At 33.0% G+C, this 14,752-nt stretch carries 11 protein-coding genes; 9 read left to right on the plus strand and 2 right to left on the minus strand.

Annotated elements, in window-relative coordinates; all coding sequences use genetic code 11:
- Window positions 1–195 precede the first annotated feature (195 nt).
- Together D1816_RS17625 and D1816_RS17630 are read left to right on the plus strand one after the other, a co-directional pair.
- Complete coding sequence (locus tag D1816_RS17625; protein WP_118504546.1) at window positions 196–1,731, plus strand: glycine--tRNA ligase; 1,536 nt, start codon at window positions 196–198, stop codon at window positions 1,729–1,731.
- Window positions 1,732–1,912: 181 nt separating this feature from the next.
- Entirely contained in the window at window positions 1,913–4,933 is a 3,021-nt protein-coding gene (locus tag D1816_RS17630) for a GEVED domain-containing protein (RefSeq protein ID WP_118504548.1), read from the plus strand.
- Window positions 4,934–4,948: 15 nt separating this feature from the next.
- Here D1816_RS17630 and D1816_RS17635 read toward each other — a convergent pair whose 3' ends face one another.
- Entirely contained in the window at window positions 4,949–5,317 is a 369-nt protein-coding gene (locus D1816_RS17635) for a hypothetical protein (RefSeq protein ID WP_118504550.1), read from the minus strand.
- A 202-nt stretch (window positions 5,318–5,519) separates the two neighbouring features.
- On the opposite strand from D1816_RS17635, the gene D1816_RS17640 reads away from it, so the two are divergent.
- Both D1816_RS17640 and D1816_RS17645 read left to right on the plus strand, forming a co-directional pair.
- Window positions 5,520–6,284 carry an exodeoxyribonuclease III gene (locus D1816_RS17640; RefSeq protein WP_118504552.1) on the plus strand — a complete coding sequence of 255 codons (765 nt, stop codon included), beginning with the start codon at window positions 5,520–5,522 and terminating at the stop codon, window positions 6,282–6,284.
- Window positions 6,285–6,332: 48 nt separating this feature from the next.
- Window positions 6,333–7,292: an OmpA family protein gene (locus D1816_RS17645; RefSeq protein ID WP_118504554.1), complete on the plus strand. Its 960-nt coding sequence runs from the start codon at window positions 6,333–6,335 to the stop codon at window positions 7,290–7,292.
- Window positions 7,293–7,354: 62 nt separating this feature from the next.
- Here D1816_RS17645 and D1816_RS17650 read toward each other — a convergent pair whose 3' ends face one another.
- Complete coding sequence (locus D1816_RS17650; RefSeq protein WP_118504556.1) at window positions 7,355–7,762, minus strand: hypothetical protein; 408 nt, start codon at window positions 7,760–7,762, stop codon at window positions 7,355–7,357.
- A gap of 302 nt (window positions 7,763–8,064) precedes the next feature.
- On the opposite strand from D1816_RS17650, the gene D1816_RS17655 reads away from it, so the two are divergent.
- From D1816_RS17655 to D1816_RS17675, 5 genes are all read left to right on the plus strand, one after another.
- Window positions 8,065–8,580, plus strand: a complete 516-nt coding sequence (locus D1816_RS17655; RefSeq protein WP_147405057.1) for a hypothetical protein — start codon at window positions 8,065–8,067, stop codon at window positions 8,578–8,580.
- A gap of 568 nt (window positions 8,581–9,148) precedes the next feature.
- On the plus strand, window positions 9,149–10,042 hold the full coding sequence (locus D1816_RS17660; protein WP_118504560.1) for a family 16 glycosylhydrolase: 894 nt from the start codon (window positions 9,149–9,151) through the stop codon (window positions 10,040–10,042).
- A gap of 100 nt (window positions 10,043–10,142) precedes the next feature.
- Window positions 10,143–13,412, plus strand: coding sequence for a CHAT domain-containing tetratricopeptide repeat protein (locus tag D1816_RS17665; RefSeq protein ID WP_118504562.1), 3,270 nt, complete (start codon window positions 10,143–10,145; stop codon window positions 13,410–13,412).
- A gap of 90 nt (window positions 13,413–13,502) precedes the next feature.
- Window positions 13,503–14,183, plus strand: a complete 681-nt coding sequence (locus D1816_RS17670; RefSeq protein ID WP_066315686.1) for a TerB family tellurite resistance protein — start codon at window positions 13,503–13,505, stop codon at window positions 14,181–14,183.
- Window positions 14,184–14,406: 223 nt separating this feature from the next.
- Entirely contained in the window at window positions 14,407–14,703 is a 297-nt protein-coding gene (locus D1816_RS17675; protein WP_199729947.1) for a phage repressor protein, read from the plus strand.
- Window positions 14,704–14,752 lie beyond the last annotated feature (49 nt).

A 14,752-nucleotide genomic window follows, 5' to 3' on the forward strand; every position in this document is an offset into this window, starting at 1 on the left:
TATTAAATGATAAAATTCGTTTTTAAATCATTTAAATTGAATTATTTTTGCGAGGCAAGTTTTAAAAAACATTAACGATATACTACGTAATCGGTTAAAGTTTTAACAAAAGAACGTATATATCATATATCCGTTCTTAATTTTTAATCGAAATTTTTGAAAAGAAATTGTTTTCAGAAATTTTAAATAACTAAAATGGCAAAGCAAGAAGATACATTTAAAAAAGTTATCGCCCACGCAAAGGAGTATGGGTATATATTTGGTTCTAGTGAGATTTATGATGGTTTAAGTGCCGTATATGATTATGGTCAAAATGGAGTAGAACTTAAAAAGAACATACGAGAATACTGGTGGAAAAGTATGGTGAACATGCATCAAAATATTGTTGGTCTAGACGCAGCTATATTTATGCACCCAACCACTTGGAAAGCCTCGGGACACGTAGATGCTTTTAGTGATCCTCTTATCGATAACAAGGATTCTAAAAAAAGATATAGAGCAGATGTACTTATCGAGGATTATGCCGAGAAACTGTATCAAAAAGCTCAAAAAGAAATAACCAAAGCTAGAAAACGATTTGGAGATGATTTTGATGAGGAGCAGTTTGTATCTACTAATCCCAGAGTTGTAAAATATTTATCTGAAAAAGAAAAAGTAATAAAACGCATGTCTGCCTCTTTAGATAATGATGACTTAGCAGATGTAAAAGCGTTAATAGAAGAACTAGGAATTGCAGATCCAGAAACAGGATCCAAAAACTGGACAGATGTTAGACAATTTAATCTAATGTTTGGAACCAAATTAGGAGCATCTGCAGATTCGGCAATGGATCTTTATTTAAGACCAGAAACAGCACAAGGAATCTTTGTTAATTTTCTAAATGTTCAAAAAACTGGCCGTATGAAAATACCTTTTGGGATTGCTCAAACAGGTAAAGCCTTTAGAAACGAAATTGTAGCACGCCAATTCATTTTTAGAATGCGCGAATTTGAACAAATGGAAATGCAATTTTTTGTACGTCCAGGAGAAGAAATGAAATGGTACGAGTACTGGAAAGAAACTAGATTAAAATGGCATTATTCCTTAGGGCTAGGAGAAGAAAACTATCGTTTTCATGACCATGATAAACTTGCACATTATGCAAATGCTGCTGCAGATATCGAATTTAATTTTCCTTTCGGATTTAAAGAATTAGAAGGAATACATTCTAGAACAGATTTTGACCTTAAAGCACACGAAGAGTTTTCAGGTAAGAAATTGCAATTTTTTGATCCAGAATTAAAAGAAAGTTATGTCCCATATGTAGTAGAAACTTCTGTAGGATTAGACCGTATGTTTTTGGCAGTATTCTCTAAGGCATTACAAAATGAAGAGCTTGAGGATGGAAGCACCAGAGTAGTATTAAAATTACCTGCTGTAGTAGCCCCGATTAAGGCAGCAATTCTTCCGTTAGTTAAAAAAGATGGTTTGCCAGAGATTGCAAAAGAAATTGTAGATGATCTAAAATGGAAATTTAATGTAATGTATGACGAGAAAGATGCTATTGGTCGCCGTTACAGAAGACAGGACGCAAACGGAACACCATTTTGTATTACTGTAGATCACGAAACTGTAGAAAACCAAACAGTAACGATAAGAGATAGAGATACAATGGAGCAAAAACGTGTTGCTATTACAGCTCTTAAATCTATAATATCCGAGAAAACCGATGCAGAGTATTGGTTGAAATAATATAATTAATATTTCGTTTCATTATAAAGCTACTAAACATCTTGGTAGCTTTTGTGATCTTTTAGCTAAGTATTTTTTTTCAAAATTTAAGTTGTATTTTACTGATATACAGTTGCGTTTTGAAGTTTAATTGTATTTTAGCCTTAAAAATAGGAGTTTTCCCAAATATAAATTGTTATATATGCTATTGAAAAAGATTGTAGTTATTGTTTTCCTTTTTTCTGTTATTACAGGAATTTCTCAAGAAAAAGAGGTGATGAATGCTAGTATGACTAGCTCTTCTACATATATGAGAGAAGTTGGACCCTTAGTAGGTAAAACATTAGTACCAGAAAAACCAAGAAAAGGAAATATCAATCCTAGAAGAATAGATGCTAATAAAGTAGTACCAGGAAAAGGACTTCCCTTTGGAAAAGATCCACTTTTAACACAACAAAAGAACTCGGTTATTGTAAGAGCAAACAAAGCACCTTCTTTAACTTTTGAAGCTAATGCTAGTGCTTCTGCACCTACAGATCCAACAGGAGCAATTGGACCAAATCACTATGTTAGTGCTAAAAATTCAGCATTTGCAATACATGATAGAGCTGGTGTTGAGCTAGTAGCTTCTTCTTCATTAGAAAATATTTTTCCAGGCGAAAGCTTAGGCGATCCTATAGTCTTTTATGATAGTTTTGCAGATCGATTTGTAATAACACAATTTTCAGATACACCCAATGGTTTTTTAGTAGCAGTAGGTAAAGGGCCGGATCCTGTAAATGATGGATGGTATACATACCGTTTTGATACAGGAAGTTTTCCTGATTATACAAAATTCTCTATATGGTCAGATGGATATTATATAACAGCAAATAAAGATCAGGGATCACAAGCGACAAGTGAAGTTGTATATGTAATTGATCGTACTAGAATGCTGCAAGGTAAAGAAGACGTGAAAATGGTAGGGTTTCCTTTACCAGGAGCAAGAATAGGAGGGTTTTATAGTCCGGCAGGCTTTAATGCAATAGGAAATACATTACCCCCAGAAGGAGATGCTAGAATTGTTTATTTTCAAGATGATGGATGGGAAGGTGTAAGTGAAGATGCATTAAAACTTTGGACAATTAATGTAGATTGGTTTAATCTAGAAGCATCAACGATTACAGAATCAGAAGAATTTACTGTAGGCTCTGGTGCTATTAATTCGTTTGATAATACTTTTGATGGTGGATCTTTTGGTAATATCCCGCAACCAGGAACAGAGGGTCAGGATATAGATGTTCTACAAGGTGCAGTAATGTACGCTTCTAATTACAGAAGGTTTTGTGATTATAATGCGGTTGTTTTAAATTTTGCAGTTGATATAGATGATAGAACAGATACTGCGGGTGGAGACCTCGATAATATTGCAGGAATACGATGGTATGAATTAAGGCAAGCTGCAGATGGTCAGCCATGGACCGTATATCAAGAAGGAACGTATACTTCTCCCGATGGTAAAAGTGCATGGTGTGCGAGTATGGCAATGGATGTTTTTGGTAATATTGGGATGGGATATACCACAATGGGAACTACAGATAATGGCGCGACAGCAGATAGTTTTGGGTCAATACGTTATACGGGTAGATTGGCCACAGATCCATTAGGGACAATGACTTTTGCAGAGCAAACTATCGCTACAGGAAGTGCTATTAATATTACGCAAAGAAATCGCTACGGAGATTACGCTCAACTTACTGTGGATCCTGCAGATGATAGAACATTTTGGCATATAGCAGAATATTTTGAGGATACAGGAGATAATGCAAGAAATATAGTTGGTGTATTTAAGATTGGGGATGATCCAACTAATGATGTAGGTATTACAAAAGTTGACCAACCAATAGATGCTATTTTGACAAATGCAGAAATCATAACAGTAACATTAAAAAACTTTGGAGCTACTGCACAGTCTGATATCCCAGTTAGTTATTCTATTAATGGAGGTGCAGCGGTTATCGAAATGTTTGCTGGGCCTCTTAACGCAGGTGAAACCGCTTCTTTTTCTTTTGCAACCGCAGCAGATTTAACGGCAGATAGAGAATATACAATCACAGCAGAAACAAATTTAGCCGGAGATACTTTTCCAGAAAATGATTGTGCAATGCAAAGTGTGAAAAATCTATTTTCTAGTGATACTGGTGTGATAGATTTGGTTTCGCCACAAGTAGGAGATCAGCTTACCTCAGAAGAAGAAATTACGATTACCATTTTTAATTTTGGAGGAACAGAACAATCAAATATCCCGGTTTCTTATACTATTAATGGAGGCACACCGGTCAATGAAGTTTTTACAGGGACTTTAGCCCCTCGTGAATCTGTAAGCTATACATTTACAACCACGGCCGATTTGCAAACATTTGGAGAATATAGTTTTCAAATAGGAACAGCTTTAGCAGGGGATCAGGATGATTCTAATGATGCAGTAACAAGAACCATAATTTATGAATTTTGCAGACCCACGGCTAATTGTTCTCGTTTTAGAGATGGGATTATTTCTTTTGAATTAGCAAACGTTTCAAATACTCCAATAGGATGTAGCAGTAGTGGATATGTTGATTTTACTAGTGATTTTGAAATAAATTTAAGTAAATCAGTGTCAGAATACACAGTAACTGTTCAATCAGGATTTGCTAATGATAGTGGAGCAGAACGTTTTTCTTTGTGGATTGATTTTAATGATAATAGTATATTTGAGGAAACAGAATTGTTACTAGATAATCGAATAATTTCTGTAAGCGATACAGATCAGGACTTTACGCTTTCATTGCCTCCAGATGCTGCTTTAGGAAGTCATTTGTTAAGAATAAGAGGTGGAGACACAAATACTAATTCTGGAGCTCCATTAAATGACCCTTGCGGTTCTATGGAGTTTGGTACAACACATGACTATACCGTGGTTATCAGTGAAGAGGTAATTGCTCCTGTGCCTGATACCGAGCTACTAGTTATAAGTCAGCCTGAAAATCAGTTCGTGATCACTAAAATAGAAGCAAATGCACCTGCAGAATTAAGAATTTACATATTTAACATCTTAGGTGGTGTAGTAGCTTCTAACTTATTAAAAAAAGATGGTAGAAATACATTTACCTACGAATTAGATATGTCTTTTGCTAGATCAGGAGTTTATTTTGCCAGATTAGGCGATAATAAATCAGACGCGCAAGGTTTTTTCGTTAGATAAGAAAGTTCTATGCACTCATTCTGTGCGTTTATTAATTTCTATGATAGATACAGGTCTGGCGTCATTACATCTGCTGGGCCTTCTTAGACTACCGTATTTTACCCATACTTTGGTGGGCATTTGATCTTTAAAGAATTCTTCCAGATTAATAGGGTCAAGATTATCCTTGAACTCTTCAACATTAAGGATGTATGGGCAACCAGAAGATTTACTTGTTGCAATGGTTCCTTTGCTAAATCCTTTATCTTTCATTTGCTTATCAGTAGTTTGTTGTGCCTCGGTCTGTGCGTTCGATGTGTCTTTTGAATTCGCACCTTTTGCAGGAACGCAATTGTATGCACTCAATAATATTAGAAAACAGGTTATTTTAAGCATATTTTTCATGTGTTGAGGTTGTTTTGAATATAAAGATCAGAAAAATTTATTAGAAAACTTCAGAAATTAAAAGCTTTAGAAGCTACGAAAAGGACAGTAAATGCAACATAAATGTATTTATAGTGTATTTAAACTACAAAAAGTCAAGAAGAGACCTAGAATAAAATACTGGTAAGTTTTATTTTTACTAAAATTTTTAAATCCACAGTCAATGAAAATCATCTCATACAATGTTAACGGAATTAGAGCTGCAATCAATAAAGGCTTTTTAGAATGGTTACAACAAGCAGATCCTGATGTGATTTGTTTGCAGGAAATTAAAGCCAATAAAGAACAATTAGATCTTGAGGTTTTTGCAGAGGCTGGGTATTCTTATAATTATTGGTATAGCGCACAAAAAAAAGGATATAGTGGTGTTGCTATTCTTTCTAAGACAGAGCCTGATCATATCGAGTATGGTACTGGTATTGATTATATGGATTTTGAAGGACGTAATTTAAGAGCTGATTTTAATGGTGTTTCTATAATGAGCATGTATCTGCCAAGCGGTACTAATTTAGATCGTTTAGAATTTAAACTTAAATATATGGCAGACCTTCAAACATATATTAATGACCTTAAAAAGGAACGCCCTAATTTAGTAATATTAGGAGATTATAATATATGTCATGAAGCCATAGATATTCATGATCCGGTACGTAATAAAAATGTATCTGGATTTTTGCCAGTGGAACGTGAGTGGATTGGTAATTTTATAGAAAGTGGTTTTATAGATTCTTTTAGGCATTTTAATACAGAACCTCATAATTATTCTTGGTGGAGCTATAGAGCAAATGCAAGAGCTAATAATAAAGGATGGCGTTTGGATTACGGAATGGTAGCTGAACCTTTAAAAGATAAACTAAAAAGAGCCGTTATCTTATCAGATGCTAAACATAGTGACCACTGCCCTATTGTGGTTGAACTAGAATTATAAAAAGTCAAGATACGTTCATAAAATGTTAACCCCCTTATACATATAGTAATGATTAAAAAAATAGTATTGATAACACTATCAGGTTTGTTAATGACCTCTTGTGTTTCATCAAAAGTATACAAAGACTTAGAAGGTAAATATGCCAGTCTAAAACGAAAAAATAGAAAGACGCAAGATAAATTAGTTGCGTTACAAAAAGTTAGTGATGCAGATAAAAAGGCATTGGAGCAGCTAGAATCAGAATATCAAAAACTCAAAGCCGAAAGAGATGATTTTGAAGGAAAGTATAATGCTGCGCAAGCCAATTATAATAATATAAAAGACTCGTATGATGCCTTAGAAAAAAATAGCTCTGCTGCGATTGCTGCTAATAGCAAAAAGAATAGAGAATTACTAAGTCAGTTAGAAGAAAAAGAAAGAGCCCTGGCACAAGAACGCAGTCGTTTAGATAAACTACAAAGCGATTTAGAGGCACGGTCTAAGCGTGTTAATGAGTTAGAAGGACTAATTGCTGCCAAAGATGCTAAAATGCAAGCATTAAAATCTGCCATATCCAAGGCGCTTCGTAATTTTGAAGGAAAAGGACTTACGGTAGAAGAGCGTAATGGGAAAGTATACATCTCTATGGAAAATAAGCTTTTATTTGAGTCAGGTAGTTGGGCCGTAGGTACGCAAGGAAAAAAAGCTGTAAAACAATTGGGTAGTGTACTTGCCCAAAATACAGACATTGCTGTCTTAATAGAAGGGCATACAGACGATGATCCGTATACAGGTAATGCACAGTTATCTGGTAACTGGGATTTATCTACAAAAAGAGCAACGGCGATAGTAAATATCTTGTTAGAGAATAAGCAAATAGATGCACAGAATCTTACAGCAGCAGGTCGAGGTGAATTTGCACCTGTTGCCTCTAACGAAACTAACGAAGGAAAAAGTAAAAACCGACGTATAGAGGTGATTTTAACGCCAAAACTAGATGAAATTTCTAAGCTGTTAAATGATATCTAAACGCAAAGTATAAGCATAAAAAAAGCGACCAACCTGGTCGCTTTTTTTATTCTAGTATCTTTTTAATTAAAAAGATCACCTAGTATTTTATTTACATCTTGATCATGATTTACTCTCATACTTTCTTTAACTTGTAAAAGTTTAGAGTAGAAACGTTCAATTACAAGTTCACAATTTGCTAAATCAAGAGGAACTTTTCTTCCTGTAGAAGTTAATAAATTATACTTATAAAATTTCTTTTCTTTAGGTTTCGACGGATCTAATTTTTGTTCAACAGAAATAGTCCCATCTTTTTTAACTACAGACACTACACTTCCTTGTGCTACTACGTTTTCAGTAAGGTCATTTAGTTCAGATGCTAGCTCATACAATCTCGTAAAAGATGCAGCTTGTTGTCTCCAGGTGTCCTCTTGAGCTTGAACCGATAATCCTGCGCACAGCACAAATGCAAGTAGAAATAATTTTTTCATAATGTTTGGGTGTTTAATAATGTATTATAAGTTTATAGGTTAATTACACCGGTTATCTAAACGTCATAAAACTTTTTTTATTGTTAAAATAACCTTAAATATTGAGTCAAAATACTCAATTTATTTGATAAAAACCAAAAAGTGTGCCACGAATTTAATAAACAAAAATAATATCCTTAATTATGTATATAGTGAAAAGTATGTTATTTTTATACTAAAGCATAAAAATAAGGAATACAGATAACAAAAGGACGTTACCAGACGTTTATAATACCCCAAATTAATTTAAAACTATAAAATAAATGAAGAGGCTATCCATTTTTGTAATATTAATAATATCCATGTTCAAAGGAGTGAGTCAGGAAAGTGAAGAAGAGTACCAGTATGAAGAAGAAACACAAAGTGAAGAAGAAGTGCCAGAGAATGAACAAGGAGATAACAACTACTTTGACATTTATAACTATTTTAGTTTCACCAATGATGAGTATGCCAATGCTATGGATAAGGTAAATGAGATGTATCCAGAAGATCAAAATGCCCTAAATGCATTCGTAGTAGAAGTCCAAAAAGATAGAGTATTAAAAGATCGCTTGTTCAGGGAGTTGATTGTAAAACCAAACAAAAAGCGTCCTTACAAGGGTAAGGATAGCCCGGGGTTTATGTGTATCCTACGTGGTCTTCTAGAAAACAAAACAGTATATGATGGGATTGTTAATGGCGGAGGTACTGAGGATCAGGCCAGAAATGCCGCAGCCCTTGCCGAAAGAACAGTCCGTAGAAAGTGCGGTATCGCCAAAAAAGCGAATAAAAGTGAATAAGTTGTAGCATACGCTGTTTCCATATTCCAGTAAATTCGAGTCATAGGTGTTGTTTTATCAATATATCAGCGAAAAACACAACCTATTCTGAAATCGAAATAACCTTTGATTCTGACTCATTGTCACATTGAATAATTAGACACAGTTCAGTGCGAGCTTGTTAAAGTGCTGTCGAAAGGTATAACTTTAGGCTGTCTGATCAGGATATTGTTTCATTTTTAACTAATCTTGAAGCTTTGAAAAGATTTTAGTAAAAAAACCTGGTTTTCAATGAAATTAAAAGAGGTTGAATCAATAAAACAAACTTCAAAATGAATCTAAGGTATTGGTTTGAAGAAACAGTAACATTTTTAGAACCTTTGACTATATAAAATATGACAACAATCACATATTTAAGATAAAACCACAAAATACTTGAAGGTGTATTCTTAACATAAAGAAATAATAAATACGAATATTCTTAAAATAATCTTTACAATTTGAGAAAACGACAATCATGTGGTTAAATCATTAAGTTATCGTTATTTTTAATGGTTAGTTTTATCCTTGAAAATTAAATACTTAAGAAATGAAAACCATCACTAAAACGATTTCGTTGCTATTATTAATCACATTCATATTTGCTTGTGAGAACGAAACGTCTCAAAACACTGTTGAAGAAAATTTAGGAGATATTGCCGTTTCAGATGAAATTGCACAAAAGGCAGGGCCTTGGACAAGACAGTTCACCGACAATTTTGACAATACAGTAAGTACAAGTAAATGGGAAAGAACAAATAGAAGGGACTATAATTCGAACAACTGCGAATATGTTTCAGGAAACCCTAGAGTTACAAACTTTGATAATAGATCCTGTCTAGAATTATCGGCATATAGGTATAGTAATAGATATAGATCGGGGCATGTAAAATCTAGATTTTCCTTCAAGCCAAATCGTAATGAGCAGTATCGTGTTTCTGCATCAATTAAGTTAATTGCTAAACAAGGATCTAATTATAAAGGTTTTGCACAAACTTATGGGGCATGGCCTGCTTTTTGGACCGTAAAAGAACAAAATTGGCCTACTGGGGGTGAAATTGATATTATGGAAGGGTACTCTTTTGGAAACTCAAGCCACTTTGCAAGTAACCTGTTTTACGGCACCAGTACAGGGCAAAATTTGTTAGAAACAAATGCAGAAAGAAGATATCCAAATAGTGAAGGGTGGCATACCTATGATCTGTATTGGACGAATATAAATGGTAATGTCTATTTAGATATTCTTGTAGATGGAAATAAAGTGGCAAATTATTATAATGGTATTGATAGTGACCTTAGACTACAGAATTTTGGGCCACATAATGTTATTTTTAACCTTAATGTAGGTTCGGATACCGGTATTTTTGACAACTCTAGAATTAATTTATTCTCTAGGACTTATATGTATGTAGATTATGTACATGTAGATAAAAGAACCTTGTAGTTTTAACTTATTTTAGGTATTCATTTTAACAATACATCTACTATTAGGATAGTAACATTTTTAGTTTCTTTGCTATTAAGTATATAGCAATACACCAACTATGAAACTTTCAAAATTAATATACTTAGCGATTGTTTTTTCAATCGCTTTTTTAGGTACTACACGTGCACAAGTTCAAAAGGATACACTAGTAGCTTTTCGATATTTTCAAAAAGCAGATTCATTAAAAGACAAAGGTAGGTTTAAGAATTCTATTTATTATTTTAAAAAAGCAATTCCTTTATATAAAAGAGAAGAGGTTTGGAGCAGAGTCGCATCATGTTATAATATGATTTCAGAGAATCAATGGAGAGTCGAAGACCTTGAAAAATCTTTGCTTTATGCTAATAGGGCAATAGAAATTAGCGATTTGTATTTGGGAGATAGTAGCAAATCAAAGGCTATTTCCTTCGATAATATAGGGAAATATTATCAAATAAAGGCAGATTTTGATAGTGCTTTGTCATTCTATAAAAAGGCCTTAGATAATCGAAAAAAAACACGTCCAAAAGGGCATGAAAGTTTGGCGGTAAGCTATAGTAATATAGGTATTGTATATCAAACATTATCAAAGTATAGAAAAGCACTTTATTATCAAAATAAGGGATTGTCTATTAATATAATGACTTTTGGACCTGAACACTTAAGAACAGGAAGGGATTATAATGATGTGGGTAATACCTATCAAGCTCTGGGAGAATTATACACTGCTCTAGAGTATTTTAACAAGGATTTGAATATAACAATTAAAAATCAAGGAGAAGATCATCTTTATGCAGGGTATAATTATAACAATATAGGAAATGTGTATGAACAATTGAATCAATATGAAAAAGCTTTGGCTTATTACGAAAAGGCCAGATCAATTTTTATTAAGACCGAAAGTGAGTATCCCGCATTTGTTATTTATAGTAATATACAACATCTTTTATCCAATATTGGAGAATATGAGAAAGCATTACAGTTTTATAAAAAAAGTATTAATATAGGAAGTAAGGTTTTAGGAGAAAATCATCCACATATAGCGATTTCTTATTGGAATGCGGGGGTTATTTTTGAAAACAAAGGTAATTATGAAGAAGCGTTGATACACTATAATAAGGCTCTAAAAATATTTAATTTTGTATATAAAGAAAATCATGATGATGTAGCAAAATTGTATACAAGTATTGGTGATTTGTATATCGTCCAAAAAAAATATGAAGAAGGGTTGAAGTATTTAAGATTATCAGCAGAAATATATGATGAGATTTTTGATAAAGATAACCTCGAAGTCTCAAGTGTATATATGAAAATGGCTAAAATTTACCTTAAAAATAATGATAGTAAGGAAGCCAATAAGTATACTCTAAAAGGATTAAAAGTATTAAGTGCAAAACTTGAAGAATCTTCACCATCTGTTTTGGGGACATTAAATCAAATGGCAAATCTTTATAATGAACAAGGAGATTTTCAAAATGCTCTTTATTACTTTGATAAAGCGTTATCGATAAACTTAAAAACTAAAATATCTAATGTTAAAGACGAGATTTTTACTCCTAAGAATTATTATAACTCAAAATTTCTATTAGAAACACTTAGGGGTAAGGCCAGAATCTTACAGGTTGAATATGAAAGGAGTGCTAAAAAGACAAATCTTATTCAAAGTATTAATATATATAAAGAGATTGATGTTGTAATAAATGATATTCGAAATACTTATAAAAACTATCAAGACAAAATACTATTTTCTAAAGAAGTAAAAGAAATTTATGCAGATGCTATTCAGGCAAATTTGGTAATGTATGAAGACTATCAAAAAGAAGAAGCATTAGAAAGTGCGTTTTATTATGCAGAAAAAAGCAAAGCAAATACCCTAAAAGAATTACTTTCTGAGTCGACTTCTAAAGGTTTTGCAAATATACCAGAGGGACTTTTGAGCATTGAAAAAACTATAAAAACAGACCGAGCATTTTACCAATCACAAATTATTGATGAAAAATCAAAAGAGGAAGTCGATTCTATTAAAATTTCAACTTTTGAAAATAAACTTTTTGACCTTAATAGAAAACAAGATTCTTTGACTCAGGTTTTAGAAAAAGAGTACCCTAAATATCATCAGCTTAAATATCAGGATGATATTATAACCGTTGCAGGTATTCAAAAAAATCTATCTGCAAAAACTACATTGTTAGAGTTTTTTTCAGCCGATAGTATTACCTATGCCCTTATCATTACAAAGAATAAACTAGAAGTACAAGAATTATCAACTCCTAATATACTAGAAAAGACAAAAGAGTTTAGAGAAGCAATAACCTCAAAAGATGTAAGAAAATACAAACGTGTAGGCCATTCATTATATACTACATTAATTACTCCTATTCAAAACAAAATAGTAGGTAACGAGCTTGTCATAGTTCCAGATGGACCATTATGGCATCTTAATTTTGATCTACTACTTACGCAAAATACTACGTCTAATAATCCTAAAGCATTACCTTACTTCCTTAGAGATTATGCTATTACTTATGCAAATTCTGCAAATCTAGTATTTACATCATTTAAAACGAATGCAACAAATAATACTACCCCTCTAGAAGAGTGTTTAGCCTTTTCATTTTCGGATACGACAAGTACTAATGTCGTTGATGCAAAAGCAATGAGTATGGCAACCTTAAGAGGAGCTAAGAGTGATCTACCTGGTACACGTAGAGAGATCCAGGAAATTTCAAAAATAATTGATGGGCAATATTATTTTGGATCCGAAGCAATCGAAGCTAATTTTAAGAAAAAAGCTGGTCAGTATAATATTTTGCACTTAGCACTGCACGGAGAAGTAGATAATGATCGCCCAGAAAATTCTAAGCTCTTTTTTACCAAAAGTAAAGATACCTTAGAAGATAACTTGTTATATGCGCATGAATTGTTTGCCCTTGATATCCCTGCAGAACTTACTGTACTTAGTGCTTGTAATACAGGAAGTGGTAAAATCGCTAAAGGAGAAGGTATTATGAGTTTAGGTACCGCGTTTCAATACGCAGGAACAAAAAGCTTATTATTAACCAGTTGGGAAGTGCCTGATCAAACAACTCCAGAGGTGATGAAATATTTTTATAGCAACCTTAAAAAGGGATTGAACAAAGGTCAAGCACTACAACAAGCCAAATTAGAATACCTCAAAACGGCTAAAGCTGATCGTGCTGATCCATTTTATTGGGGCAGTTTTTATTTGGTAGGAGATTCTGGAGCTATGCATTTTAATAACATTACCTCATGGTATTGGGTTTTTGGAATCGGTATTTTGTGCATTCTCGGATATTTGATGTATAGATATAAGACAAGACAAACATAAGTTACTTTAGATAATAGACTGGTAATTAGGTGTTTTAAGATATTATAGTATCTTTAAAGAACCCTAAATTATTTTAAAAACCTATATTTTATGTTTATTATCTTCGGAACACGAGGACTAAAACACACGGTTAGTGATAGTCCTGTTTTATCAAATTCATGTCCAAATTGTAATAATGGTAGTCTTGTCAATAAGTTATATCGACGATGGTTTACCTTATTTTTTATTCCGGTAATCCCACTGGATACAGTAGATCGGTTTTATGAATGCGATAGTTGTAAAAGTGCCTATAATGAAAGTATCAAAACAATTTTACAGCGGTCTAAGGAAGAAATTAATGAAAATCAAAAAAGAGCAACATCAATATATGCCAAAGCACTTATTGCTGCAATGACGCATATGGCTATTATCGATGAGGATTTTGCCCCTGAAGAAGAAAGAGAGATTAAGGATGCTATAGAAGGTTTTCAAGAGATGAAAGAAGAGCTTCTGGCCATTCATGAAAATGTAAAAGTAAATGCAAATATGAATAATCAGGTATTTGATTTTTTAAATTCGGCTAGAAATGAATTATCATCAGAAGCTTTAATTAATATCCTTGCGCAAGCTGCAGTTGTTTTATTAGCAGATGGTACAATAGAGAAAGAAGAAGAAAATCTTATGAAAGAGTACCTTATCGCTTGTGGACTCCCTAAAGAAATGTATCAAACATTGATTGATAAACTGAAACAAAAGGATATGACGACCCTTAAAAAAGAACAAATGAATTAATAGTTATAATCTGTCACATTGAGCGGAGTCGAAAATGTATTGAAAATCAAGATATATATTTCTCGACTACGCTCGAAATGACCGAAAAAATAATCTTTTTAGACATCCTCTTTTATTTGTATTCTAAAAAAATAGGTATCTTCGCATTGGTATTACTAATAGTTCTTAAAATACCATACTCCATAGTTTTTGAATTTATGTTTAATTTTTAAAACTATGTATGATGAATTGGAAAATTCAAAAACTATTGAATGGTGAGACAATTGTCTCCAAAGAACCAGGTAATTCTATGTTACCCATTTTGAAATCAAAACAACCTGTACTGCTCGAACCAGTTGATTGGCAAGATTGTGAAGCAGGAGATATTGTTTTTTGTAAAGTAAGAGGGAATTGTTTTACGCATTTAGTCAAAGCAAAAAATGCAAAACGAGGATTACTAATTGGTAATAACCAAGGACGCCTTAATGGGTGGACAAAAAATGTATATGGTAAAGTAATAGAGATATTGCCAATATCATAGATGAAGTAGCGCTATAAGCGCTTTTTTTGTTTTACTACCTATCATAAAA

It is taken from the genome of Aquimarina sp. AD10 (genome assembly GCF_003443715.1).
Taxonomy (GTDB): Bacteria; Bacteroidota; Bacteroidia; order Flavobacteriales; family Flavobacteriaceae; genus Aquimarina; species Aquimarina aggregata.